The organism is Candidatus Culexmicrobium sp. (assembly GCF_058356305.1).
On sequence record NZ_JBTVBB010000012.1, the window covers coordinates 81,880 to 107,703 of the forward strand.

The 25,824-nt window shown below is 35.0% G+C and carries 25 protein-coding genes; 15 read left to right on the forward strand and 10 right to left on the reverse strand.

Annotated features, from left to right (window positions below; all coding sequences use genetic code 11):
* Positions 1 to 60 precede the first annotated feature (60 nt).
* The 4 genes from ACW8TM_RS02775 to ACW8TM_RS02790 all read left to right on the forward strand — a co-directional run bounded on the left by ACW8TM_RS02775 (position 61) and on the right by ACW8TM_RS02790 (position 2,901).
* Positions 61 to 1,728, forward strand: coding sequence for a thiamine pyrophosphate-binding protein (locus ACW8TM_RS02775; RefSeq protein WP_491531752.1), 1,668 nt, complete (start codon positions 61 to 63; stop codon positions 1,726 to 1,728).
* Positions 1,729 to 1,864: 136 nt separating this feature from the next.
* Complete coding sequence (tsaA, locus tag ACW8TM_RS02780) at positions 1,865 to 2,308, forward strand: tRNA (N6-threonylcarbamoyladenosine(37)-N6)-methyltransferase TrmO (protein ID WP_491531753.1); 444 nt, start codon at positions 1,865 to 1,867, stop codon at positions 2,306 to 2,308.
* A 136-nt stretch (positions 2,309 to 2,444) separates the two neighbouring features.
* Positions 2,445 to 2,723, forward strand: a complete 279-nt coding sequence (locus ACW8TM_RS02785; protein WP_491531874.1) for a hypothetical protein — start codon at positions 2,445 to 2,447, stop codon at positions 2,721 to 2,723.
* A 19-nt stretch (positions 2,724 to 2,742) separates the two neighbouring features.
* Positions 2,743 to 2,901 carry a hypothetical protein gene (locus tag ACW8TM_RS02790; protein ID WP_491531754.1) on the forward strand — a complete coding sequence of 53 codons (159 nt, stop codon included), beginning with the start codon at positions 2,743 to 2,745 and terminating at the stop codon, positions 2,899 to 2,901.
* Positions 2,902 to 3,450: 549 nt separating this feature from the next.
* Here the strand turns inward: ACW8TM_RS02790 and ACW8TM_RS02795 are convergent.
* Genes ACW8TM_RS02795 through ACW8TM_RS02805 form a run of 3 tightly spaced genes read right to left on the reverse strand, consistent with a single transcriptional unit; the run spans position 3,451 to position 6,382 of the window.
* A complete protein-coding gene (locus ACW8TM_RS02795) occupies positions 3,451 to 3,975 on the reverse strand; it encodes a nitroreductase family protein (protein ID WP_491531755.1) in 525 nt (174 codons plus the stop codon).
* Positions 3,972 to 5,852: an aldehyde ferredoxin oxidoreductase family protein gene (locus ACW8TM_RS02800; RefSeq protein ID WP_491531756.1), complete on the reverse strand. Its 1,881-nt coding sequence runs from the start codon at positions 5,850 to 5,852 to the stop codon at positions 3,972 to 3,974. The genes ACW8TM_RS02795 and ACW8TM_RS02800 overlap by 4 nt, the downstream gene beginning before the upstream one ends.
* Positions 5,849 to 6,382: a 4Fe-4S dicluster domain-containing protein gene (locus tag ACW8TM_RS02805; RefSeq protein ID WP_491531757.1), complete on the reverse strand. Its 534-nt coding sequence runs from the start codon at positions 6,380 to 6,382 to the stop codon at positions 5,849 to 5,851. The genes ACW8TM_RS02800 and ACW8TM_RS02805 overlap by 4 nt, the downstream gene beginning before the upstream one ends.
* Positions 6,383 to 6,494: 112 nt before the next feature.
* Here ACW8TM_RS02805 and ACW8TM_RS02810 point away from each other — a divergent pair, with 112 nt between their 5' ends.
* The 3 genes from ACW8TM_RS02810 to ACW8TM_RS02820 are packed head-to-tail and all read left to right on the forward strand — an operon-like array spanning position 6,495 to position 7,833.
* On the forward strand, positions 6,495 to 7,016 hold the full coding sequence (locus tag ACW8TM_RS02810; protein WP_491531758.1) for a gamma carbonic anhydrase family protein: 522 nt from the start codon (positions 6,495 to 6,497) through the stop codon (positions 7,014 to 7,016).
* 32 nt (positions 7,017 to 7,048) lie between these two features.
* Positions 7,049 to 7,477 (forward strand): 4Fe-4S ferredoxin, encoded by a 429-nt coding sequence (locus tag ACW8TM_RS02815; RefSeq protein ID WP_491531759.1) that lies wholly within the window; start codon positions 7,049 to 7,051, stop codon positions 7,475 to 7,477.
* Positions 7,474 to 7,833: an MGMT family protein gene (locus ACW8TM_RS02820; RefSeq protein ID WP_491531760.1), complete on the forward strand. Its 360-nt coding sequence runs from the start codon at positions 7,474 to 7,476 to the stop codon at positions 7,831 to 7,833. The genes ACW8TM_RS02815 and ACW8TM_RS02820 overlap by 4 nt, the downstream gene beginning before the upstream one ends.
* A gap of 17 nt (positions 7,834 to 7,850) precedes the next feature.
* Here ACW8TM_RS02820 and ppdK read toward each other — a convergent pair whose 3' ends face one another.
* Positions 7,851 to 10,538, reverse strand: a complete 2,688-nt coding sequence (gene ppdK, locus ACW8TM_RS02825) for a pyruvate, phosphate dikinase (RefSeq protein WP_491531761.1) — start codon at positions 10,536 to 10,538, stop codon at positions 7,851 to 7,853.
* Between the two features lie 143 nt (positions 10,539 to 10,681).
* On the opposite strand from ppdK, the gene ACW8TM_RS02830 reads away from it, so the two are divergent.
* Together ACW8TM_RS02830 and ACW8TM_RS02835 are read left to right on the forward strand one after the other, a co-directional pair.
* On the forward strand, positions 10,682 to 11,122 hold the full coding sequence (locus ACW8TM_RS02830; RefSeq protein WP_491531762.1) for a hypothetical protein: 441 nt from the start codon (positions 10,682 to 10,684) through the stop codon (positions 11,120 to 11,122).
* Positions 11,123 to 11,218: 96 nt separating this feature from the next.
* Complete coding sequence (locus ACW8TM_RS02835; protein WP_491531763.1) at positions 11,219 to 11,440, forward strand: 4Fe-4S binding protein; 222 nt, start codon at positions 11,219 to 11,221, stop codon at positions 11,438 to 11,440.
* A gap of 22 nt (positions 11,441 to 11,462) precedes the next feature.
* On the opposite strand, the gene ACW8TM_RS02840 is transcribed toward ACW8TM_RS02835, so the two are convergent.
* Positions 11,463 to 12,383 (reverse strand): D-aminoacyl-tRNA deacylase, encoded by a 921-nt coding sequence (locus tag ACW8TM_RS02840; RefSeq protein WP_491531764.1) that lies wholly within the window; start codon positions 12,381 to 12,383, stop codon positions 11,463 to 11,465.
* Between the two features lie 39 nt (positions 12,384 to 12,422).
* On the opposite strand from ACW8TM_RS02840, the gene ACW8TM_RS02845 reads away from it, so the two are divergent.
* Both ACW8TM_RS02845 and ACW8TM_RS02850 read left to right on the forward strand, forming a co-directional pair.
* The gene (locus tag ACW8TM_RS02845; RefSeq protein WP_491531765.1) at positions 12,423 to 15,278 is read left to right on the forward strand and encodes a M6 family metalloprotease domain-containing protein; all 2,856 of its coding nucleotides are present in this window, start codon (positions 12,423 to 12,425) and stop codon (positions 15,276 to 15,278) included.
* Positions 15,279 to 15,333: 55 nt separating this feature from the next.
* Positions 15,334 to 16,269 (forward strand): branched-chain amino acid transaminase, encoded by a 936-nt coding sequence (locus tag ACW8TM_RS02850; protein WP_491531766.1) that lies wholly within the window; start codon positions 15,334 to 15,336, stop codon positions 16,267 to 16,269.
* Positions 16,270 to 16,279: 10 nt separating this feature from the next.
* Here ACW8TM_RS02850 and udp read toward each other — a convergent pair whose 3' ends face one another.
* Both udp and asnS read right to left on the reverse strand, forming a co-directional pair.
* A complete protein-coding gene (gene udp, locus ACW8TM_RS02855; RefSeq protein WP_491531767.1) occupies positions 16,280 to 17,113 on the reverse strand; it encodes a uridine phosphorylase in 834 nt (277 codons plus the stop codon).
* 12 nt (positions 17,114 to 17,125) lie between these two features.
* Positions 17,126 to 18,439 (reverse strand): asparagine--tRNA ligase, encoded by a 1,314-nt coding sequence (gene asnS, locus ACW8TM_RS02860; protein ID WP_491531875.1) that lies wholly within the window; start codon positions 18,437 to 18,439, stop codon positions 17,126 to 17,128.
* 66 nt (positions 18,440 to 18,505) lie between these two features.
* Here asnS and ACW8TM_RS02865 point away from each other — a divergent pair, with 66 nt between their 5' ends.
* Positions 18,506 to 19,069, forward strand: a complete 564-nt coding sequence (locus ACW8TM_RS02865) for a pyruvate kinase alpha/beta domain-containing protein (RefSeq protein ID WP_491531768.1) — start codon at positions 18,506 to 18,508, stop codon at positions 19,067 to 19,069.
* Between the two features lie 47 nt (positions 19,070 to 19,116).
* Here ACW8TM_RS02865 and ACW8TM_RS02870 read toward each other — a convergent pair whose 3' ends face one another.
* Genes ACW8TM_RS02870 through speE form a run of 3 tightly spaced genes read right to left on the reverse strand, consistent with a single transcriptional unit; the run spans position 19,117 to position 21,955 of the window.
* The gene (locus ACW8TM_RS02870) at positions 19,117 to 19,605 is read right to left on the reverse strand and encodes a hypothetical protein (RefSeq protein ID WP_491531769.1); all 489 of its coding nucleotides are present in this window, start codon (positions 19,603 to 19,605) and stop codon (positions 19,117 to 19,119) included.
* A gap of 21 nt (positions 19,606 to 19,626) precedes the next feature.
* Entirely contained in the window at positions 19,627 to 20,922 is a 1,296-nt protein-coding gene (locus tag ACW8TM_RS02875; RefSeq protein ID WP_491531770.1) for a hypothetical protein, read from the reverse strand.
* A gap of 58 nt (positions 20,923 to 20,980) precedes the next feature.
* Positions 20,981 to 21,955 carry a polyamine aminopropyltransferase gene (gene speE, locus ACW8TM_RS02880; RefSeq protein ID WP_491531771.1) on the reverse strand — a complete coding sequence of 325 codons (975 nt, stop codon included), beginning with the start codon at positions 21,953 to 21,955 and terminating at the stop codon, positions 20,981 to 20,983.
* Positions 21,956 to 22,135: 180 nt separating this feature from the next.
* Here speE and ACW8TM_RS02885 point away from each other — a divergent pair, with 180 nt between their 5' ends.
* From ACW8TM_RS02885 to ACW8TM_RS02895, 3 genes are all read left to right on the forward strand, one after another.
* Positions 22,136 to 23,350 (forward strand): M20 family metallopeptidase, encoded by a 1,215-nt coding sequence (locus ACW8TM_RS02885; protein ID WP_491531772.1) that lies wholly within the window; start codon positions 22,136 to 22,138, stop codon positions 23,348 to 23,350.
* A complete protein-coding gene (locus ACW8TM_RS02890; RefSeq protein WP_491531773.1) occupies positions 23,340 to 23,657 on the forward strand; it encodes a cupin domain-containing protein in 318 nt (105 codons plus the stop codon). Before ACW8TM_RS02885 ends, ACW8TM_RS02890 begins: the two co-directional genes overlap by 11 nt.
* Before the next feature lie 229 nt (positions 23,658 to 23,886).
* On the forward strand, positions 23,887 to 25,821 hold the full coding sequence (locus tag ACW8TM_RS02895; protein WP_491531774.1) for a S9 family peptidase: 1,935 nt from the start codon (positions 23,887 to 23,889) through the stop codon (positions 25,819 to 25,821).
* The last annotated feature ends 3 nt before the right edge of the window (positions 25,822 to 25,824 follow it).

A 25,824-nucleotide genomic window follows, 5' to 3' on the forward strand; every position in this document is an offset into this window, starting at 1 on the left:
AGGAGAGTATATAAGAGTAGAGAAAATAAGTTTAATATTCCTTGACTGTGAGGGAGGGTTTTGAAAGCTGCAGAATTGCTTGTAAGAATGTTAGAGGTTAATGAAGTCTCATTAATTTTTGGATTACCAGGATATAATATTTTGGATATCTATGATTTCTTGAAAGAAAGCAGTATTGAGCACGTCTTAGTTAGACATGAAAATGCAGCTGCAGTTATGGCTGATGTGTATGGTAGATTAACTGGAGAGCCTGGGGTATGTTTGGTTACTGCTGGTCCAGGTGCATCAAACTCAGTTACAGGTGTTGCAGGAGCCTTTGCAGAGTCGTCGCCAATGATTCATCTTTCTGGTCAATGCTCTACTATAGATAGAATTCAACCTTTCCATGGAGTCGATGACTGGTATTTCCTAGAGAAAATATTTAGGTCAATAACTAAGTGGAGTATAACAATTGAGGATCCAAATAAAATTCCTGAAACGATTAACAAAGCATTTCAATTAGCTAGTAGTGGAAGAAAGGGACCAGTCCATATCAGCTTGCCCACCGATGTATTGAGAGCTGAACTTAATGAAGAAATAGAAATTAAATCTTGGGAAAAAGTAGAGGAACACATAGACGACACTAGTATTAAAATGGTTTACGAGATCATCTCATCTTCTGAAAAACCAGTTGTAATTGTTGGTAGAGGAATTTTAAGGAATATGTGTTGGAATGAAGTTATAAATTTGTCACAAATCATTTATGCACCAATATTTCATGTACGTGAAGGTAAAAGTGCAATACCATTCAACACTCCACTAAACGTAGGATACTTTATAGGTGTAGCCTTTGGTAGAGGAACACATCCATTAGTTCAAGAGTTATTCCAAGAAAGTGATTTAATATTGACTATAGGGTTAAGTTTAGGTTCTAGATCAAGTAGATTCTTTAAAGAGCTTAATAAAAATGTAATCCACATATACCAAGAGGACTGTATAACAAAAATACTTGTGAAAGGAGATGTAATAGAAGTAAATACACCAAATCTACCACATTTCATAAGGAAGCTAAATAGTAAGTTTAAGGGAAAAGTTAAAAGTAGTTGGAGAAGTTTGGAGAGAGAAATTTCTCATATTAAAAATGCAATTGAAAGTGAACTGGAAAAATTTGCAGATGAAATGTCGAAGGTTAAACCTGTACATCCAGCATTCATATGCAATTGCATAAGAAAGGCTGTAGATGAAGATGCCATTATAACTTCTGATATAGGTAGTCATAACTCTTGGATGGAAGTCTACTTTAGGCCTTATTTACCTAACACCTTCATAATGCCTGGCAGATATGGTAGTATGGGTTTCTCACTGCCAGCAGGTATAGTGGCTAAGAAAATCAACCCTGATAGACAGGTTGTATCTGTAATGGGGGATGGCGGGTTATTAATGACACTAAGTGAACTCTCCACTCTTTCAGAATTAAAATTAAATTTAACCATAATCGTGTTTAATGATGCAAAGTATGGTATGATATGGAAGCTTCAACAGAGATATCATGAAAGCAAATTTATCGCAGTTGACACATTTCCACCTAATTTTTCAGAGTGTGCAAAGTCATTTGGCATCAAGGGAATCCGAGTTGAAGAGCCCAATGAGCTTCAAGCTACATTAGAAAAAGCATTCTCAATAAACAAACCAGTATTAGTTGAAGTTTTAGTTGACTTTAGATATGACTTCTACAAGTATAGATTATAAGGGAATATCTCATCCCTTTAATGTATAGTATATACTAGATCATCAAATGTCGAGTTGTAATTACTTATATAAAATTCATAATTGAGATGAGAGACTCAAAATCTTAATAATAAATTTTAAGTCAAAGTGATATCATATGAGAAGGAAAATGATGAAAAGAAGAGGAGAACTTAAATTTATTGGAGAAGTGGAGAGTTCAAATGAAACTTCAAAGGTGAGAATTTATAAAGAATACTGTAAAGGTCTCTACGGACTTGAAGATTTCTCCCATATTATAATTCTCTATTGGTTTCATCTAAGAGACAATGAGAAGGAAAGAAGAGTACTGCAAGTTATTCCAAGAAGACATTCAGGAGCTCCTCGGGTAGGTGTGTTTGCTTCTCGTAGCCCTAGCAGACCAAATCCTATTGGACTTTGTGTCGTCGAACTCATAAAAATCAAAGACTGCACCTTATATGTAAAAGGTTTAGACGCATTTGAAGGTTCCCCAATTATTGATATCAAGCCCTATTTACCAAGAGCAGATGCTATTCCGAATGCACGTGTTCCAACCTGGACGTTACGTGGCCCTACCATATAAGAGTAATAAGAAAAATAGGCGGATATAAGAAGTGAAAGAAGTGAATGCCATTAGAATAATAACATTAGTGGATAATGACGTATGAAGAGAAGAGCTGAAATCTTCTTGGGGTCTTTCATTCTATATAGAGGGATTTATAAGAGGAAAACGACATGCTATTTTAATGGATACAAATGGATCCTTCACCATTTTTCTTCATAACACCTCACTACTCAATATAAATCTCTCAGAAATTGAAGTCATATCCATCTCTCACTGGCATGGAGATCATTATGGCTCTCTAAATCACATTTTACCCATTATAGGCAAGCCAACTCCAGTATATGTTCCATCAGAAAATAGACATGAAATCGAAATAATTAAAAACATATGGAATCCCCATTATTTGTTCAGAATCCACAAAAAATATGGATAGAATTATACCTACTGGAAGAATGAGAAAATGGATGGGATGGATAGATGAACATTCATTGTTAATAAATCTAAAAGAAAGAGGATTAATTGTTTTAACTGGATGTAGTCATCCCGGAATCATAAATATTATTAATTGTGCAAAAAAGTTTCAGGAGTTAATAGGGTATATGGAGTTATAGGTGGTTTTCATATATCTGACATAGACAAGAGTATTCGAATAGCGAAGAGCCTCCAAAAATAGGCGTCAAACTAGTTTCACCATGCCACTGCACCAATATTACTGCTAAAAGAGGAATCATGAAGATTATGAAAAATGAAAACTTTAGTAATGGTGCTGGAAGAATCATTATGGTAAGTAGTTCAGAGCTTTCTCTAATTTAAGGTATTAAAATAGAAAATTGGATTAGTTAATCTCAACACTTTGAGACATATTTAATAGTAACCTAGCGATAAACAGTTACTAAAGTAATATTCTAAGAAACTGCTTTTAGTTTCTCCTATATTTATTTAAATCCTTATCTCGAATATGGCGATAAATTTCCCTTTATCTTCTAATCCCCTTAAATCAACTATTTTAACTTTCTTTCTGATGAAGTCCATTAACTCGTATTTGAGATCATTGAACCAGTAAACTCTACTTTAATTGTATTGTTTTATGGCAGCTTCAATTTTCCCAATTAAAGTTTGATGTTTCATCTCGATTATTAAGGATGAATGAGTAATAAAGTTTATTGTTTAAATTTGAATTTCTCTTGGTTTTCAAATGTGTCTATTGAATATATTTCATGGATTTTCTTTCTAGATCTTGGTGGAGGACTTTCATTTGGATATCCTATGGGTACTAGTGCTACTACTCTGTATTCTTCTGGAATTTTAAGTAGCTTCTTGACTTCATTCTCATCAAATGCACCTATCCAGCATGAGCCTAAGCCTAATTCACATGCTTCTAATACTATGTGTTCTAACGCAATTGTAGTGTCAACTATTGCCCATTTAGGTGACTTTTTAATATTGGCTAGACCTACAATTATGCATGCTGCATCTGCAATGAATAGTTGGTTTCTACATATTGGTACTAATTTTTCTTTTAACTCTTCATTTAGAACAATGATAAAATGCCATGGCTGTCTATTACCAGCACTTGGAGCCCATCTTGCGGCATTTAATAGCTTAAAGATTGTTTCATTGTCTAGTTTGGCTTTTTTGAATGCTCGAATACTTCTTCTCTTTAGAATTGCTTCATATACACTCATTTATATTTCCTCCTAACCTTGTCTAATGCTTCATCAACACTTTTTAGACCTAATTTTAATAGTATTTCGCTTTTAGGTATTCCATTTTCATCCCATCCAACTAACTTGTAGTACTCTTTCTTCATTTTTTCAACTTCTTCTGGGTCTGCTGCTTGACCTGCACATGGGCCTGTTGGTAGTGGTTCATAGAATCTCGGTGGATTTGCATCATGTATTTTTGGGTCCCATGAAAAGTCTGGTCCACCTAATAGGAGTGCTGCTCTTTGAATTTGTATTATTTTTAGTCCATTTTCAGCAGCCCAAGTTTTAGGAGTTTCATGCCACCCTGTTACAGCCTCGAAGAAGTTCCAGAAGAGTTTTGGATTTCCAAAGTAATTAAATGTGCATATTACAGCTGAGTCTAGCATTGTACGGACTACTTCGCTTCCATGCGATTCTATAGGTATTCTTGCAACTGAAGTGTGATCACCCCCTTGAACTGAGCATACATAGGATATTGGAGTTGTGTAATCTAATCTACTTCTTATTCCATGTGCACCAATAGCTATACCCTTTGCTTGTACTGCATATTTCATGACATCTATGCCTTTCATTTCACTAATTTTAATGGCTGCCCTGAAGGTTCCTTCAGCCAATATGTCGCCTATCCCCTCTCTTTTTACAATTAATTTTATTAACTCTGCAAAGGCTTTAGCATCTCCCCATTTTAACTCTATTCCGTTCAAGTCTTCTTTTGTCAGTATTCCACGTTGGTAAAGCTCAGCTGCAAATCCAAGCACGTTACCAGCGTTTATTCCACATAGACCTACATCATCAATTAATGCTGATAAGTAAACATTTTCTTCAGGTGTGAATATTCCTAGATTTGTTCCTAAGTAGGCTTGAAGTTCATAATCAGGATTGTCCGTTATGGCGCCTGCGTATGGACCTGTCTTGACAACTGCTATTTTTAGGCATGTAGTAGGGCATCCATAATCTCCCCAGTAACGTTTAACCCATACTTTTCTTTCAAATTTGTCTACACCAAAGCTTTTTTCATCATGCCATTCATCTTGCCAATTTCTGACTGGCTCTGCACTTGAAATATAGCCTACTGCGTATCCGCCACTTCCAGTACCCCATCTTCGCATTCCATCACGTGCTATATATACTCGATAAACTTCATCTAACAGGAAGTGCATTCTTAGAGGGTTGTAGACTTCTGGTAGGGGACCAGTTCCCTTGACTACTACTGCTTTAAGGTTTTTTGAACCCATAACTGCACCATAGCCGCCATATCCTGCTGCATGTGTCCATTTACACATTACTACAGCCATTCTAGATTTAGTTTCTCCACCCGGTCCAATGTAAAGTATTCCTGGCTCTTTCCACTTTCCAAATCTTCTATACTTACTTTCTAACTCGCTCCTAATTTCCCTATTAAGTATTTTAATGGTTTCTTTGCCATCTCTTCCCCAAATATGTGAGGCATCCCGGATTTCTACTTCACTGTCCTTGATGAAGAGGTAGACTGGACTTTTTGCTGCACCAGTAATTATGATACCATCATATCCTGCACATTTAAGTTCTATTGGGAATTCTCCTCCTACTGTTGAGCCTACAATTCCATTGCTTTGTGGTGATTTTCCTGAGACGCATATTCTTGCTCCAGGATAGAAACCTGTTAATGGACCAGTTAGGAGGAGAAGTATGTTTTCTGGTCCTAGTGGATCAATTTCTTCCCATTTGCTTCCAAGTCGATCCCATAATATCTTTGCAGCTAATCCTCTTCCTCCGATATATTGTCTTAAAACTTCTTCTTCAAAGGCTAATTCAGTTATCCTTTCTGTGCTTAAGTTTACCTCTAAGAATTTTCCAGTATATCCTCTACCTTTCATAGAAATTCCTCCCCAAATTTCCCATATAAGTTAATTGTGAGCTCTTTGGTCATTTCCTCAGGGGTGCGAGCATATAGTTTACACTGTTTTTCCACTGTTGATCTAGGTACTATCCATAGGGCATTCCATTTGCCCATTTGACAAACTCTTACGCATTGAGGATTACCATCACATAAGTCACAGATTAGAATATAGTTTCCTGAAGGATGTAGATGAGGTATTTTTCCTGGACATACTTCTATACATGCACCGCATGCTGTACATTTCTCCTTATCAACAATTACTGCTCCTGTTTTTTCATTTACACTTAATGCTTTAACTGGACATGCATTGACACATGGATAGTCTTGACATTGTGTACATAGATGTGGTATTTCAACACCTGGTACAAGCATAAATATCCTTATTCTTGACGCTTCAGGCCATATTTTTCCTTCATGCGCCAGAGAGCATGCAATCTCACATAATCTACAGCCACTACATTTAATGAAGTCTCTCATAATCCATATGGGACCATCATTCCCAGCCATGACTATTCACCCTAAAATGCTGTTAAATATTATGTGAAGATAGATTACTTAAGACTTTATGAGCCCGAATGATTGATAAGTAATTTAAGAATAAACTTATCTAAAGTTTACTATGCCTTTAATTGAAATTAATGGAAGAAAGCCTATTATTGGAGAGGGAGTCTACATTTCCCCAACCTCGTATATAATTGGAGATGTTAGAATAGATGAGAAAACCATAATCTTATTTGGAGCCACACTTAGAGGAGATTTAAACGCCATAGAAATCGGAAAAGAGACATCTATTCAAGACAATGTAGTAATTCATCCGACTCCTAGAGGTAAGACAATTATTGGTAATAGAGTTGTAATCGGTCATGGAGCAATAATTGAAGGTGCAACAATTGATGATGAAACGATGATTGGTATTGGAGCTATAATTTTAGATTGTGCAAGAATTGGGAGAAATTGCATAATAGGGGCTGGAGCAGTTGTCAAAGAGTCTATGGTAATACCTGACAACTCTATCGTAGTTGGAATACCTGCAAGAATTATAGGTCAAATTAAAGAAAAACATTTAGAAATGATAAAGAGGGCCATCAATAATTATCAAATTCTACGTAAGAAATATCTTGGAGAAGTATTGATTTACTAGAAAATTCATTGCGGTAATAGGGGGAGGTTTAAATGGGTTTTGACGTTCTTAGCATAAATGTAGCTAGTCGAGAAATAAGGAGAAAGAAGAAAATTCTCATTTACGGATCATGTATTGAATTTGAATACCCAGAATTTTATAAGAAGTATAGTCAGGAGAGAGTGCCTCTTAAAGTATGCCTAGAAAGAGAGCATATGAATATGGTTGGATTCAAGATAACGTCAATGTTAGCTAGACTAGACTTAGATGAAATTGTAATTTTAACTGTAGATGGGTCACCACACTGTATACAACTTCATATGATGATGGAAGAAGTTGGGAAGATTATGGGAGAAAAAGTGAAAGTGAAAATTAGGCATGTAGTTATAGAGGAAGGAAAGGATATTGAAGTTGACCCTCAATGCATTAAAGTTGCAAGGTATTTAACTAAAATTCAAAGACTCATGGTGAAAAATAAATGACAGTATTAATATACGAGGAGGATAAGTTGAGAAAAGCCAATACTAAAGATTTATTAGAGATAGTAAAGGCACTGCTCCTATTAATCCCGATAGGTAAGGTTGTGTCTTATAAAGAATTAGCTTTGATATTAAAGGTGAGTCCAAAATTAGTTGGTAGGCTCATGTCTATGAATAATGAAGCACCAATAATACCCTGTCATAGAGTCGTCAAGTCTAATGGACATATTGGAGGATACAGTGTAAAGGGTGGAATTGAAATTAAGAGAAAAATATTGATGTTGGAGGGAGTTAAATTTAAAAGCAAATACTGTGTGGCTGAAGAATCAATGATCTCTCTAAAGAGATTCTACATATGAAAATGTTGAGGGTAGATTTAATATTTTGCTAGTTCAAGACCCTTCTCCTTTATTGCTGCTTGAGCTGCTACTAGTCTTGCCACTGGAATTCTATAGGGAGAAGCACTTACATAGGATAATCGTATTGAATGGCAAAATTCAATGCTTTTGGGGTCTCCACCCTGCTCTCCACAAATTCCTATTTCAATATCTTTCCTAGTCTTTCTGGCCAGTTCAACACATATCTTCATTAACTTACCCACACCCTTGATGTCAATGGTTTTAAATGGATTCTCCTTCAGTATTCCTAGCTCAATGTATCTTGGTAGGAATTTTCCTTCAACATCATCTCTACTGAAAGTGAAAGTTGCTTGCGTAAGGTCATTTGTTCCAAAGCTAAAGAATTCAGCTACCTTTGCAATTTCATCTGCAGTTAAGCATGCCCTCACTACTTCTATCATTGTCCCATATTTGAAAGGTATCTTAATACCATATTTCTGTTCAACCTCCCTTGCTACTGGATCTACAGCATACTTTTTAACATATTCTAATTCCTTTACATCACAGACTTGTGGAATCATTATAGATACTTTAATGTCTAAACCTTCCTTAATTAGCTCTGCTGTTGCTTCTAGGATTGCTTTAACTTGAGCTGCATATATTTCTGGATAGGTTACTCCAACTCTTACACCCCTATGGCCCATCATTGGATTTGCTTCTCGAAGAGCTCTAACCCTTCTTAGAAGTTCCTCCTTCTCCTTAAGCTTTTCCTTTTCACCTTTTCGTCTTAGTTCAATGATTTCTGTGACAAGTTCAACTTCGCTTGGAAGAAATTCATGCAGTGGAGGATCAAATAACCTAATTATTACAGGTAATCCTTCCATTACTTTTAGTATCTCTTTAAAGTCATTCTTTAATAGTGGAATTAAATTTTCAAGGTTCATTTTTCTTTCCTCAGTTGTATTAGACATTATGACTTTTCTGAAGATTTCAAGTCTCTCAGGTGCTCTAAACATTCTTTCAGTTCTAAGTAAACCTATACCTTCAGCTCCAAATTTTCTAGCTATCTCTGCATCCTCTGGAATGTCAGCATTTGCCCTAACACCAAGAACTCTAAATTCATCAGCCCATGAAAGTAATTCATAGAATTCTGGGGGGAGTTCTGGTTTAATTGTAGGTACCTTACCTACATATACATGGCCTGTGAAGCCGTCAATTGTAATCCAATCGCCTTCTTTTACAACTATATCAGTACCTTTAACTTTGAAAAGCTTCTCTTCATAGTCGATTACAATATCTTCACATCCTACTACACATGGTTTTCCAATGGCTCGAGCAACAACTGCTGCGTGACTTGTCATTCCACCTCTACTTGTTAAGATACCTACAGAGGCATACATTCCATGTACGTCGTCTGGCTTTGTTTCTTCCCTTACTAATATAACTGGTTTTCCTTCTTCACTCCATTTGACTGCATCATCTGCATTCAATACTACCATACCTGCTACTGCTCCAGGAGAAGAGGCAAGGCCAGTAGCAACAGGTGTTGCTTTAACGTTTGGATCTACTCTCGGGTATAATAGTTGTTGAATATGTTCAGGAGTGACCCTCAGTAAAGCTTCTTCCTTCGTCAGTATTCCTTCTTTAGTCATATCCACTACAGTTTTAACTCTAGCTAGAGGAGTCATCTTGCCATTCCTTGTTTGTAGGAAGTATAATTTTCCACGTTCAATTGTAAATTCAATATCTTGAACTTCCTTCTTGATTCTCTCTAATAATTTTGAACTTTCATATAGTTGCTTATATAATGCCGGATTAATTTTTTCAAGTTCCTTAATGGGTCTCGGAGTTCTAATTCCCGCAACTACATCTTCTCCTTGAGCCATAAGTAAAAATTCACCATAAAGCTCATTTTCTCCATTGGCTGGATTTCTAGTGAAGACAACACCAGTTCCAGAATTCATTCCAATATTTCCAAATACCATTGCAACGATATTTACTGCTGTTCCATCAGCTATGTCCGGTGTTATATTATTAGCCTTCCTATAGAAGATAGCTCTAGGAGTATTCCATGATTCAAATACTGCTTTAATGGCTAATTCTAATTGTTTCCATGGGTCATCAATTATTTTTCCATAATGTTCTTTTATAATTCTTTTAAATCGTTCAACAATCTCTTTTAACGCTTCTGCATTTAGTTCAGTATCTGTCTTTGCTCCATACTTCCTTTTAATCTCTTCAAATGCTTCATCAAATAATTTTTCATCAATCTTTAAAACTATTTTACCGAACATTTGTAAAAATCGTCTATAAGCATCATATGCAGCTCGTTCATCATTCATCTGCTTTGCAAGTCCTTTAACTATTTCATCATTAATGCCTAGATTTAGTACTGTGTCCATCATTCCAGGCATTGAAACAGGTGCACCTGATCGTACAGATACTAGTAATGGATTATTTGGATCACCAAATTTCTTTCCAGTTCGCTCTTCTATATACTTCATTTTCTCTCGAACTACATCCATTAACCCTTTAGGTAGCTTTTTACCAAGCGCATAATATTCTCTGCAGACCTCAGTTGTAATTACAATACCAGGTGGAACTGGAAGCCCAAGTTGTGTCATCATACATAAACCTGCACCTTTTCCACCTAGTAACTTGACATTCTTATAGTCGCCTTCACTGAAAGTGTAAACCATTTGGTGACTATGATTGGAGACTGACATTACTCCACCTCTTTCAACAAAATATTCGACTTATCTACAAAGGAAGGACTATGTTAAAAATTTTACCATAAGAGAAAATTAAATTACAATGAATAAAGCAATATCATAAGTAGGATAATCTAACTAAAGTAATGATGATAAAAATGACGGGACCTGCTAAAGGTAAAATACTATTAGAAAATGCAGAAATTCTACTATTAACCAATTTAGGATCAATAAGATTGAAAGGCGAAGTATACATTCATGTTAAAGGATACGCTTTAGCGAAAGTTACACACTTAGATATAGAACATGACATTCTAGACAACATTATTCCACCTAGAAGAGGTAAACCTCTAGTTATAAGAAAACTGAAAAATGGAATTAGAATAGATTTAGAACAGGAAAAAACCATTCGAGTAAATAATGAAAAAGTCAATGTTTACGCTATAAAGATTATTCATCCGATACTAACTGAAATTCTAGATGGAGAGACAAAGACTTGGGTTGGAGGTAAAATTGGCGGAATATACATTGGGTTTAGAAGAGAACAGATTATAAGGTTAGAAAAAATTGTAAGAGAGAAATTTAAATTTCCAATATAATTTCATTTCAACCAATTTAATTAATATTAAACTTAAAGGAGGTTAATAGAAATATAAAAATAGTATAATACTGTTAATAGTTTTCGAGGTGATAATTTGTCAAATGTTAAGGTTTGGAAAAGTGAAGCGCTCGGTGTAGTTATCGAGATAGATTATGATAAATGCACTGGTGTTGGTGAATGTGTGAACGTTTGTCCAGTAGGTGTTTATGAACTAGTTGAGGGAAAAACCACTGCCCCAAATGTAGATCAATGTATACAATGTTGTGCATGTGTAGTTGCATGTCCAAATAATGCAATAAAGCATAGTTCATGTTAAGATAGTGCAGCTTAACATTAAACTAAGTACGCATCCAAGTTAAATTCAAATCATCTAGAATAGGGATTAAAAAGTCTCTATGACGTTTTTTCAACCCTTTCCATTCAATTAATGCAAAGTCAATTTTCTCTCTAGTACGTGTAATTGCAGAAACTATTTCATTTCTCGAAATTTCATCAAAAACATATTCAGGAACTATATGTCCTATCGCAATGTCAGTTTCATAAACTAATTTGGTAAATCTTGGAGCATAATGTGGACCACCAAAACCAACACTAAACTTAAAGTTAAATTCACGAGACAATGCTTCAGCCTCTGCAACCTTCATTATTACTTGTGCAATAGCCTTAGCAGCAGTTTCATTTCTCCAATATTTTTCATTGCTTCCTAGCTCAATGAACATTGTAGGAATATTATTGATATATGGACCATGATGAGTAACTTCGAGGCCAACTTTCCAATTCTCTAAACTATACTCCTCAACAGCATTGTACAACTCAATTAATGCTATTTTTAGGCTTGAAGCAGGTGCAATACATAGTGAACGCGGCTTACCTCCATATAAAGTCCTAGAAGTCCAATTTCCAGGTGTGTGGGTTAGAAGAGCAGGAATTCCACTTTTAGCTGAATGTCTTGTAGCGAAAATAAATAGTTTTGCTTCAAACAAATTTTCAACATAGTCAGCATAAATTGAATCGCATTCACAGTCAACTATTAAGATTCCAAGATCATTTGAATGAAAAGTTAGACTTCCATCTCTTTTCAAAGTAAAATCATAATTTTCTAGTAGTTTACGTTTAATATTTTGAGATGCAATGTCAATCTTTGGAGTAAAAATAACTACTTCACCATGCACCTTGCTGACTACCATTCCAATCGAAATAAAATGAATTACTTCATAGTATATTAATTTCTCTTCTAGCAAAAGTGTTAATTTACACATTAAATCATTATATTATTTGGCTTAAACGAGGTGAAGTAGTTGAAGAAGACGATTTCACTTTACCTTATGTTAATTTTACCGTTAATGTTAACACCAGTATTAACTCAACATAACATTGTAAAAGCAGAGAGTCTAGTTCTAAGTATACAAGAAGCTCTCGAAAACATAAATGAAATTGATGGAAACCCTATTACCGTCAAGGGATATCTAGGATGCATAATATCATTAAAAGAAATCAAATATATATTAACAGACGGAAAAAACGTCCTTGAAATAACATACCAAGGCAATCTATATACTTTACTAAGACGAGAAATCGAAGTCTATGGAATCATCAATGCAAAAGATAGAAAGATCGAAGTGATATCTATCAGGATATTAAAAGGCGACACTGGATACTCATCATCAATTGCTGAATCATTACATAATTCACCATTAGGTAGACAGAGAACATATGTCATTTTAGTAAACTTCACAGACATGCCTCAGTCCAAGAGTAAATCTGAAATTATGCAAATCTTTAGTGAAGCCGCCGTTGATTATTATACTGCAGTTTCATACGACTTAACATGGTTTGACGATACAAATGTTGCCGGTTGGTTTGAAATGCCGAAACCTATGTCATACTACTCTGCAGATAACAGCACAACACAACAAGCATTAGTGAATGACGCTATTGCATTAGCGGATCCCCATATAGACTTCAACATATACTACAGGATAGTGATAGTTCATGCTGGAAGAGATGAAGCTATAACTCATAATGAAAGTGACATTTGGTCCTATGCTTTTCTAGGAGAAACATTCATTACAACTGAGGAAGGAGGTAAGTGGCTTTCAATTGCAGTTGTATCAGAATATGATCCACTAGGAGTCTATGTACATGAAATGGGACACATGCTAGGCCTACCAGACTTATATGATCCAAGCAGTATGAGAGAGTACATGGGTAAATGGGATTTAATGGCTAAGGGAAATTGGAATGGTGATCCTGCTGGAAGCTCCCCAGCCCACCCATCATCTGCCTGTAAAATTAGTTTAGGATGGTTAAGCGACGATGACATTGTAGAGGTTAATTATGGAAGTACTATTACAGTTGAATTAAAACCATTAGAAAGTTCTAGTGGAATTAGAGTTATAAAGATACCAGTATCAGACGAGGTATATTATTTAGTTGAGGTGAGGAGAAAAACGGGATATGATTTATATCTGCCTGGCGAAGGGGTCCTCATATTATTTGTAAATGAAACTCTTGGTCCAGGTGAAGGGCCAGTTAGATTAATTGATGCAAAGCCAGATACAACATCCCTAAATGATGCATACTTCAAGGTGGGTGATTCATGGATTAATTCAAAATATAAACTCTCAATACGAGTTGAAAGTGAAGTGGGATCAGCGTTCAAAGTTACAGTTACATATGGAGATAAAATTGTCATTGACAATGTAATCATAAACAATACAAGGGTAGATGTGAAATCTACACAGAAAATATGGTTCCATGCAAAGTGGAATTCAACTGGAATAGATGCAAGTGAAGTCAAATTAGAATTAAATGGAACATTATATGCTTATACGAATGCAAGTGGATGGGCAACATTTCAAGTAACTTCTGACATAGTTGGAAAAACAGTTTACACTATAACGAAAGCTTATATTGATAATACTCCAGTCGTAGTCATCAAGGAGGTGGAGGATCCTGAGATAATATGGGATAAAGTTGTAATTGAGCTCATAGTTCCAGTTAATAAAATGAGAGTCAATGTTGGATCTAATGCCACCATAATTTTCATGGGAAGATATGCTTATGATAATACTGCATTTAAAGGCAGAATCCACCTTAATGGTAGTACTATTTGGCCTTATCTGGGCGAGAGATGGTTTACAGTTGAGAGTATAGAGGATTATAAATATGGGTTGACAGAATTTGAAGCAAATATTGTAAAGGTAATCTATGACTCCCTAAAAGTTGAAGTATTAACAGAGAGAATCCTCTATAATCCAGGAGAAACATTTCAAATAATAGTTAACTTAACGTATGCAAGTGATGGTAAACCAATACTAGGAGGAAGAGTTCAGTTAGACAGTCGAGAAGCATATACCTCACTGGATGGAAGCGCAATATTTACTCTAACTGCACCAGAAGAAGTTGGAGCATTTACCTTAACAATTAAAGGATTAACAGATGGAAAAGCAGTTACACTTCCATATAATATTGAAACAATAAAAATCATTGTAACACAAATAATCATTGACGAAATTTCTCCAGTCAATACCAGAGTAGAGGTAGGAAAAACTGTAAAGATAGGAGTCCATGCAATTTGGGCTCATAATACAACTCCAGCCGAGGGGGCGATAGTAACGCTTAGTGGTGAAGAAATTGTGATAAAAGAAGATGGATGGGGATTTACAAGTATTTTAAGGGAGAGCTTAGTGAAAGTAGATTTAGAAGTAGAGGAAGTAGACGCGCCATCTAATATAGTTAGCTTTAACCAAACAGTTAAGTCGTACATAATATGGGATAGAATTGAAGTTTTAATAGAAAGCTATACATTGACGCCTGGAACTATAACAGTTCTAGTTAAGGCAAAATATATGTCCGATGATGAACCTGTAAAAGATGCAATTGTAAGAATAAATAATCTAAGGGCAAGTGAAAGTGAACCTGGCGTATATACTGTGACCTTTGAAGGTTGGGGAATAATCTATGGCATTGAAGCGAAATTAGAGAAAGAAGGATTTAGCTTAATTATAGAAAAAACAAGTGTCTATGCTATTGGCAACCTAGTATTCTATATCGTAACTATAGTTGCAATTGGAGCAATAGTGTTTTATTTTATAAAGGTGAAACGAGGAGAAAAAATAATGCCAAGAATAAGAATACCAGCAATTGAATAAATAAAATATTAAATAGCTCATCCATCCCACCTTTATATAAAAGGGGGAGCTATAATTGGATATAATTAAATATGTCTGGATGAATGGAGAGATTATCGAATATAATGAAGCACAAATCCATATAATGACCCCTGCACTTCATTATGGAATAGCTGTCTTTGAAGGAATTAGAGCATACTTCGACGATAACGAATGGTTAATATTCAGATTAGAAGACCATATAAAGAGACTGTTCTATTCAGCGAAGATTTATAGATTAAAAATTAATTTTAATATTAAAGAGATAGAGGAAGCAATAGTAAAATTGATAAAAACAAATAAGGTTAGAACACATTTATATATTAGACCAATAGTTTTCAGAGGACTTCCAAAGGAGAAATCAACTTTACATGTAGCTATTGCAGCTCCAACCCAAATGGCTATAGCATTAAGAATAGTTGGAAGCAAGTTAGATAATGAGGAGGAATTTGAAGAATATAGGAAGTATAAGGTTGTTTCATGGAGAAGACCATCACCAGACTCGCTTCCAATATATGTGAAATGTGCGGCAAACTATGCAAATAGTGCGCTTGCCATGATAGAGGCATATGAAGCAGGATACGATGGAGCAATAATGATGGATCATAGAGGATTTATAAGTGAGAGTACAGGGGCAAACATTTTCATGATTAAAAATGGAAAACTTATAACTCCACCACTCTATGCTTCAATTCTTGCAGGTATAACTAGAGACACTATAATCAAAATTTCAGAGGATTTAAGAGTAAAGGTGGAGATTCGAGACTTTAATAGAACTGAATTATATTCTGCTCATGAAGTATTTTTATGTGGAACCATGGCGGAAATAACACCAATATCTGAAATAGATGGTATAGTTTATAATGGGGGAAAGCCTGGTCCGATAACTAGGAAAATAGCACAATATTACCATCGAGTTGTTAAAGGCAAAGTTGGAAAGTATAAAGAGTGGCTGACTAGGGTATCTATTTAATTAAATTAAACTATTCAAGTAGTGAGGGAAAGAAGTATTTCTTTCCAGATTCTTCCTTAAGCTTATCCCATTGATGTAAAATTCTTACAGCTTCATTTGCAACTTTAATTGCATCTTCGACGCCCGCATCAGTAATGAATTCGTCGGTAACTCTATTTGCTAATACCGCGCATATCGCACCAGCTCTTGCATTATAAATATTAGCTAAAGTAAAAATAGTTGACGCCTCCATCTCAAAATTTAAAACATTAACTAACTTTAAATCATCTAACAACGTCTTAGACCAGCTTGGAAGATAATCTTTAAATCCAGGTCGTCCTTGACCTACATAGAAAGATGAAGTTGAAGCAGTTATTCCAACATGATATTTTACATTTAATAATTCAGCTGCCTCAATTAAAGCTAAGATAACTTCATAACTTGCAGATGCAGGATATTCCTTTATTACATATTGATTACTTGTACCCTCTAATCTAACTGCTGCTGTTGAAATTATAAGGTCTCCAACATTAATTTCCTTAACGATGGCCCCAGTTGTTCCAACTCTAATGAAAGTATTTGCTCCAATTCGAAGAAGCTCCTCAATGGCAATTGCAGTAGATTCACTTCCAATACCAGTACTAGTAGCTGAAATAGGAACACCCTTAAATTTTCCAGTACAAGTAACATATTCTCTATGCTTTGCTTTCAATTCATAATAATCCCAGTGCTTAGCTATTCTTATGACCCTTTCAGGATCACCGGGCAGTAACACATATGGAGCAACGTCTCCAGGTCCACATTCAATGTGATATTGTTTACCCTCTTTGGTTTCAGGTTTAGCTGCTGAAGTCAACCTCATCATTTTATCACACCTCTAAATAAACTTCATTGTTCTAGCAAGCCTTGGAAATGGTAATGCATCACGTATATGTTCTAGCCCACAGATCCACCAAGTTAGACGGTCAATTCCAATTCCGAAACCAGAATGAGGGACTGATCCGTAACGTCTTAAATCTAAATACCAATCATATGAAGATGGGTCAAATCCCTCAGCTTTAATTCGTTTAATCAATTTCTCTAAATCATCCTCTCTTTCACCACCAGTAGCTATTTCACCATAACCTTCAGGAGCAAGTAAATCAACAGTTAAACCCATTCCTGGTTGATTTGGATCCTCCTTCACATAAAACGCCTTTAGATGTAGAGGATAACCTACAATGAAAATTGGTTTTTCTAAATCCTTTGTTAAAAGCCATTCTTCATCACCGCCAATATCATCTCCCCAGTTAATATCCTTTCCAAGGGCTCTCAACCTATTAATACATTCATCATATGTGATTCGTTCAAAGGGGGGCTTAACTTTCTTTAATGCATCAATGTCTCTATTTAGTATTTCAAGTTCACGTTTACAGTTATCTATGACACAACTACAAATATGCGAGACTAAATTCTCTTCTAATTTCATTAATCCATTTAAGTCCATCCATGCAGCTTCAGCTTCCAAATGCCAGAACTCACATAAATGTCTACGTGTTCTAGATTTCTCTGCTCTAAAAGATGGAGCTAAACACCAAACCTTCTCCAAACTAAAAATCATTATTTCTAAGTAAAGCTGAGAACTTTGAGTTAGAAATGCGTCAATATCAAAAAATTTCATCTTAAAGAGGGTGGCTCCACCTTCACAAGCAGTTGCTACAATTATAGGTGGGGAAACTTCATACCATCCATTTTCAATAAAGAATTCTCTACCCGCACGTAAGATTTCATGTCTAACCTTAGAAATAGCTTGATAACGTATACCCCTCACAGCCAAGTGGCGTTTCTCCATTAAGACTTCAGGTGAATGCGACTTCTTTCCTAAAGGGTATGGAGATTCAGCCATATGAACAACAATTAAGTCTTCAACATGAAATTCTCTCCCACCAGGTGCTCTTGGCTCATCCTTCCATGAACCCTTTAAAACGACACTTGACTCTTGAGTGATTTTCTCAGCAGTATTCCAGGTTTTATCAGAAACCTTATTCTTTCTAACAACACACTGAATTATTCCCTTTGAGGTACGTAAATCTATAAAGATTATTTTTCCATGAACCCTTTTTTTAAAGACCCATCCCTTAAGCTCTGACAAGTTAATATCTTTCATATCAATTTTAGCCTCCACATAGTATTTGAAGTTACACTTTAAGATATAGTTGTATCTTTAACAATAATCATTTAAACACAACTTGAACATATTAGTTTTGGAGGAAGTATAATGGTTGTTGAAAGAAAAGTCTATTATTTTGAGGAAGCTGGACCACAAAACACAGATAAGGTCCTGGAAATAGTTAAAGAGAGATTAATTGAGCTTGGATTAAAATATGTTGTTGTAGCATCGACAAGGGGAGAAACTGCATTTAAAGCACTAGAATATTTTGACAATTTGAAGAGTAAAATTGAATTAATAGTTGTCACTCATGCTGGTGCAACAGAATATGACAAGGAAACCTTGGAGAAGTTGAAGGAGAGCTGGGCGAAAGTCTTAATATGTCCTCATGTGCTAGGTTGGGGTGTTGGTGACGCATTAAGAAAGAAATATCAAGGATTTACTGTTGATAGAGTAATCGCTGAGGCATATAGAAGATTCAGCCAAGGTGTAAAAGTCGCAATTGAAATAGCTTTAATGGCTACAGATGCCGCCCTCATTCCACCAGAAGAAGAAATAATTGCTATTGCAGGAACGGGAAAGGGGGCAGACACTGCGCTTATAATAAAAACAGCATTCACTAGAAATTTCACGCAATTGAAAGTAAGAGAAGTTATAGCAATGCCTAGATAAATAACCAAAATCATTATAGATAGCGCGTATATTCCATTTAAATGGAATCAGAGCACTCTAGCTTTAGGAGCAAATTTTCTAGCTATAGGGTTCGGGTAGTCATCAGAGTAGTTAGTTACAAATTTAGTCAAGGCATTTTTTAGTTTTTCTTCATCTTTAGCTTTAATGGAAATTTTAATTGGTTGAAGAGGAGTTGCCCAAGTACTACCACTAAGCATTAACGTTTTAAGTTCATCATCACTAAGTAGTGCATCTATAACTTCAACAGATAAGACAAAGAAGTGCTGATCCATATAGCATACTTCCAGGGAGCCTATACGTTGATCATTACAGATAATATTCCAGTTTTCAAAATCTCCGACACTCACTACTCCCTCTACTTCAACCATTATTGTTCCATGAAAACGTCGTTTAAGTGTGATTCTTTTACCATCCACAGCTTCAAGGAATTCCTGGCTATTTACAAATTTTTCAAATTCCTTTAGAAAGTTATGCCAATTCTTTACATTTTCAATTAATAATTGAACATTACCCATAATAGTCACCTAACTAGACTGTTAGTCTTGTTTAAAGAACTCTTCGAGCTTAATATGGGTTACTCTAGGAGGCCCATGAGATAATAGCCACTTTTTAACTTCAATAGGCTCCTTCAAGCGTAATAAAAGTTTAATTGCATCATCATAGATATTGATAAGCTTGTTAATATCCTCAGCACTATAATTTTGAAATGGAATTATAGCGTTTTTCGCATAATTTAAAGTTTTAATTGCATATTCTAAATCAACATTACCCAAAGCAAAATGACTCAGAATATCTTCAACTTTTAAAAGGGCTTCTTTAACTCCTCGACTAAATTTTCTCCCCTTACTTATTGGAGGAGGATTAGGATTGAAGCGTAAAAATGATAAGCTTAATTGTATTTTTGATGGAAGCTTTATGGGAGGCTTAATAAAGAAATTTAATTCCTTTTGTTGCTGAATTTTAATTAGCTTTAATTGCCTATGATCTTTCTTTGATTCCTTTGGATATGGACCTATAGCTTTCAATGCTTTTTTAGCTAAGGCATCTGCCTCTCCATCAATGAACTCACGCCAATTAGGATTATGTTTAAAATTGCTTGGATTAGTCCAATTAAAGTCGAAATCATCGATTTCATATGGCTTAAGAACTATACAAGCTACATCTAATTGTTTATGTAAACTTAATGGCGCCGTGAAAACTCTTTGGGAATCCATCAAATTTTCAACTTTAATTCCAACATTTAATGTTGAGTTAACCTTCAGAATAGAAGGCTTAATTTTACTGATAATATATTCCACTATGCAGTAGGCAACATCAATTGGCTTAATTTTTTCATATATTTTCCTTGAAATAGCATTTTCGTGAATATGTATATGTGCTCCCCTACCACTCCACTTAATATAAATTGATTTAGATACACCTTCATCATTTAATGTATTTACAATAATCTTGATAACTTCAATTGTAGCTTGCCACCATTCAGGTCTACTGTCAATATCCCATGTTGGCGTTCTTGCATAGACATTCTCATAATAATTGAAGGCATCATTTTTGGTTTCCAGTCTCTCATATAGACTTGCAGTTGCATAGAAAGTTCTAGGACGTAGACCGCCAAAACGTTTCAGCAACCTTGATACATCATTAACTGATTTAATTGTGAGAGGATAATTTCTTTCATATCTAACTAGTAGAGGACGATTATTACTAGTTCTTTCTTGACAGTGAATTGCAACCCACCTATTTCTACAGAAATCAGCAATCTCCCTTTGAACTATAAAGTTTTCATAGTATTTTCTAACGTCAATATTCATTTTTTCACTTCTTCTAATCACTTTCTTCTCAAAATAGTATTATGTGCAAGTCAAGCTATTTAATTCTACATCTACTAGCTTATAATATTTCTTCAAGTTTGCTCTTTAAGTCCAGATATTCCTTGACATGTCTTATTGCGTCCTCCATTTTAATTGGTTTTTCATAGGCAATTTCATTTTTAATGTTTAAGGGAAGCCTAGTTATTGACTCATGTGTTTCACCACAATAATATCTTGTCTTTATTCCTCTTTCTTTCAATCTTTTGTCAATTATGTCTCTTGATAACATTTTCAAATTTATTGATTGGGAAGCATAGCTGAAACCCCAATCTGAACCATAACTGAAAATATACTCCCTGGCATGAATCACATATCTAAATACTGACTTCAAAGTAGCTGCTATATTTGCAAAATGAATTGGAAATAACCATTTTGAAGTTGTTGGTGATTCACATTGAATAGATAATATGCCGTTCCTCGAAAGTTTCAAGGAAACAAGATTGAAGAACTTTTGGGTATATAATTTAGCTGAAATAAGACTTATTGGATCAGTTAAATCCATTATAATTACATCAAACAGAGAACCATTCCATTCTTCAATAAACTTGTGAGCATCCATGAACATCAAATTAACTCTCGGGTCATCAAATGAGTTCTGATTTATTTCCGAAAGATAGCTTTTGCATACTTCAACAACTCGCTCATCCATATCGACCAGAAAAACATTTTCTACTGATGAATACTTTAAAACTTCCCTCAGAGCACAACCATCACCGCCACCCAATATAGCTACTTGTCTAGGATTAGGATGTGCAATCATTGCTGGATGAACTAGGATTTCATGGTAAATATGTTCGTCTAAAGATGAGAGTTGAGGTCTACCATCCAAGATGAGAGTTTTTCCAAATACCTTATGTTTATACAATTCAATTAATTGATACTTAGTTTTCTCCATGTAAATTAATTCGGAAAATGAAAAACCATGAAAATAATTTGGCGCTAGAACTTCAATAAAGACCCTTTCAGCATTCAAATAGCTAAAGGTCCTCTTCATATCAGGTCAAAATAACTTGTAGATAGGTAAAAATAAACTTACCTATAGGAAGTCAGCTTAAAATATTAAGTAAATCATTATGATAACCTACAAACCAATGATAATCTCGATAAAATATCATGGTAATTAATGCTTAGTTTTTAATACCTAAAGCAATCATAACCATCAACAGTGATTGTTATGTACAACTTGAAATGTGAAGCTTTAAATTGGGTTGAAAAATTAAGAAGTGAAATTTTAGAGATAAGTAGATTTCTCTATGAAAATCCAGAGCTGGGTAGTGAGGAATTTAAGGCTTGTGAACTATTAACCTCAATTCTAGAGAAGCATGGCTTTACAGTTAAGAGAGAGTTCATGGATATGAAGACAGCATTTAAGGCTTCATTTAAGGGCGCAAAAGATAAACCAAAAATTGCCTTTCTAGCTGAATACGATGCATTACCAGAGATAGGGCATGGATGTGGACATAATATCATCGCAGCAACAACAGTTGGAGCTGCACTAGCAGTATCAAAAGTTCTACCTAAAATAGATGGGGAAGTGATAGTCATCGGAACACCAGCAGAAGAAGGACATGGACCATATGGTGGAAGTAAAGTTGTAATGGTTGAAAAAGGAGCATTTAATGATATTGATATCGTATTAACTATGCATCCTCTATCTGGCGGAAAGGCAGGTTGTAGACAAGGGGCACTTGCAGTTCAATCATTTAAAATAGTTTTCAGAGGAAAAACTGCACACGCATCAGCGGCCCCTCATCTCGGCATAAATGCTCTCAATGCAGTAATGCTCATGTTCCATGGAATTGACTGTTTGAGACAACATATAAGAAAAAATGCTAGAATTCATGGGATAATAGTTAAAGGAGGAGAAGCAGCTAATGTAATTCCAGATTATGCAGAAGCAGTAACCACTATAAGAGCAGCTGACTTGAAGTACTTAAATGAACTTAAAGAGAAAGTCTTTAACTGTGTTAAAGGAGCAGCATTAATGACAGGTGCTAAAGCTGAAATAGAGCCTCTAATGCCCCTTTATAGAGAGAAGATAATCTATGAAACACTTGCGGAAATACTTGAAGAAAACCTTAAAGAAGAAGGCTTCAAACTTGTCGATCCAATTGAAGTAATTAAGGTTGGACCACTAGCTTCAACGGACTTTGGAAATGTAACCCAGGTAGTACCAGCAATTTCGGCTGGAATACCAATAATGGAAAAAAGAATATCATTACATACGAGAGAATTTGCTGAAGCAACAATAAGTGAAGAAGGGAAGGAAGCCACTATTAAAGCAACTAGAACATTAGTCAGAACTACAATGGACCTATATTTGAATCCTAAACTAATTGAAAAGGTGAAGAAAGAATATAAAAAGAAGGTAGAAAAAAATGTCAGTTAAAAATTTTAATGAAATTAGCTGGGAGAAAACAAGCTATGGTAGAAGAAAAACATTGATAACACCACAAGACAGTGTAAAACTAACTATAAGATATGTTGAAGTTGAAAGCAAAGTAAGCCCACATAAACATCCACATGGAGAAGTACTCTATGTCTTAGAAGGTGAAGGTAAATTTCACTGTAAAGAAAAAACCGTTAAGATAAGTAAAGGGTCAATAATAGTAATCCCACCAGAAACTATTCAATACATTGAAAAGGTAGGTACAAAGCCTCTTAAAATGATAGCAATCTTCCCCGAAAAACCATAATAGCAAAAGACTGAAGACTTAGAACAGAATATTGTTCACCTTAAAAGAAGTGTTAGGTGTATTGATAAATCTCAGAATTAATGCATCTCACCAAGAAGACATCAAATTTAAGACCACTACATCTATATATAGAAAAAGATTATTCTTTCACTCTATAATAGCTAGTTATCCATCTATGGCCTTAGTTATTGTAATATAGTTTAAGCTTTTAATTATACTTGGTGATTTTATGTATGTTTTGAACTTTGAGGATTATAACAGGATTATTAGTATTGTTGACCCACAGCTTTCACCTTTAAGTGACAAGATAGCCTTTGTTACGACAAAAGTAGACAATATCAAGGACATTTATGCGATGAATATTTGGGTTATCAGCAGTGAAAATGGTGAAGTAATACTGTTCACTAGAGGAAATAGAGATTATTGGCCTAGATGGTCTCCTGATGGGAGACAGCTCTTATTTATTTCTAAGAGAATTTTGGGAGAAGAAGAGAAGGGAGGAGAACTTTGGATTTTAAATATGGGTGGTGGTGAGCCGAGACTTATTTGTAAACGCGGTGAGGGTATTGAGCTTGCACAATGGTCACCCAATGGTAGGAAGATACTCTTTATTTCAAAGGTTATTGATGAAGACTTTGAAAAAGACGTTCATATAATTAAGCGTATTCCAGTTTGGTTTAATGGCGTTGGATACATACATTATTTTAGGAGGCATTTATTTGTCGTAGATGTTTTCTCTGGAAATGTTAATCAATTGACTTCTGGAGATTTTGATGTACTCTATGCTTCTTTTTCTAATAGAGGAGACAAAATATGTTTTTCAGCTAAAGTTGATGACATGAAGCCTAGGAGACATCATCTATTTATAATTCCTGTTGAAGGCGGAGAACCTAGAAAAATTAGTAAGAAAGATATGTTTATTGGTCCATTGAATTGGAGTCCTGATGATAAATATATCGTCTTTAGGGGAAGTGATTTACATAGAGGATACGCAACACATGAAAATATATGGATTATTAATATTGGCGATGGTGAAATTGAAAACTTAACGGAGAAGCTTGATAGGGGATCAAGTAAGAGAGTCTACTATGATGTTCGTGGACCATATAATGTTGATCAACCACCACTATGGGAGGATGAATACATATACTTTCCCATTTCAACTGGTGGGAGGATAAATGTTTATAGATTAAATATTGAAAATAGAAATATTGAGCCTGTAATTTCAGGAGACTTTCTCATTGACAATTTTACAATTAAAGGAGGAGTCATTGCATATACTAAAGTAACTGAGGTTGAACCCGCTGAGATTTGGATCTATCGGAATGGAAAACATGTAAAGCTAACTGATTTTAATGGAGAATTTCTAAGAAGTGTGAAGCTTTCTAAGCCTGAGAGATTTGAGTATAATGCATCAGATGGTGTTGTCATTGAAGGATGGATAATGAAACCAGTTGAGTTTAAAGAGCATGAAAAATATCCAGCCATACTTAATATTCATGGTGGACCTAAAAGTGCTTTTGGATATGCATTTATGTTCGAAAATCAAATTTTAGCTGCTAATGGATATGTTGTCATTTATGTTAATCCACGTGGTAGTGATGGTTATAGTGAAGAATTTGCAGACATCAGGGGGCATTATGGTGAAAGGGATTATATGGACTTAATGGAAGCGATTGAGTATGTCACTTCAAAGTATAGGTTTATAAATTCCAATAAGCTTGGAGTAACAGGTATTTCATATGGAGGATTTATGACAAACTGGATTATAACTCAAACTAATAGATTTAAAGCTGCAGTTTCATTAAATGGGATCTCTAGTTGGACAGCTGAATTTGGTACGGCTGATATAGGATTTCACTTTGTACCAGATCAAATAGGAGGAGATTATTGGAAGAATAGGGAAGCATATATTGGGAAATCACCATTGACATATGCAGATAAAATTGATACACCATTAATGATAATTCATAGTGTTGAAGATTATAGATGCTGGCTTGATCAAGCTTTACTATTTTATACAGCTCTAAAGTATTTAGGTAAAGAGGTTGAATTAATCCTTTTCATGAAAGGTAACCATGTATTTAGTAGATCAGGAATCCCTTCACATCGAATTAAAAGATTAAAGCATACTATACGATGGTTTAACAAGTATTTAAAGTGAATT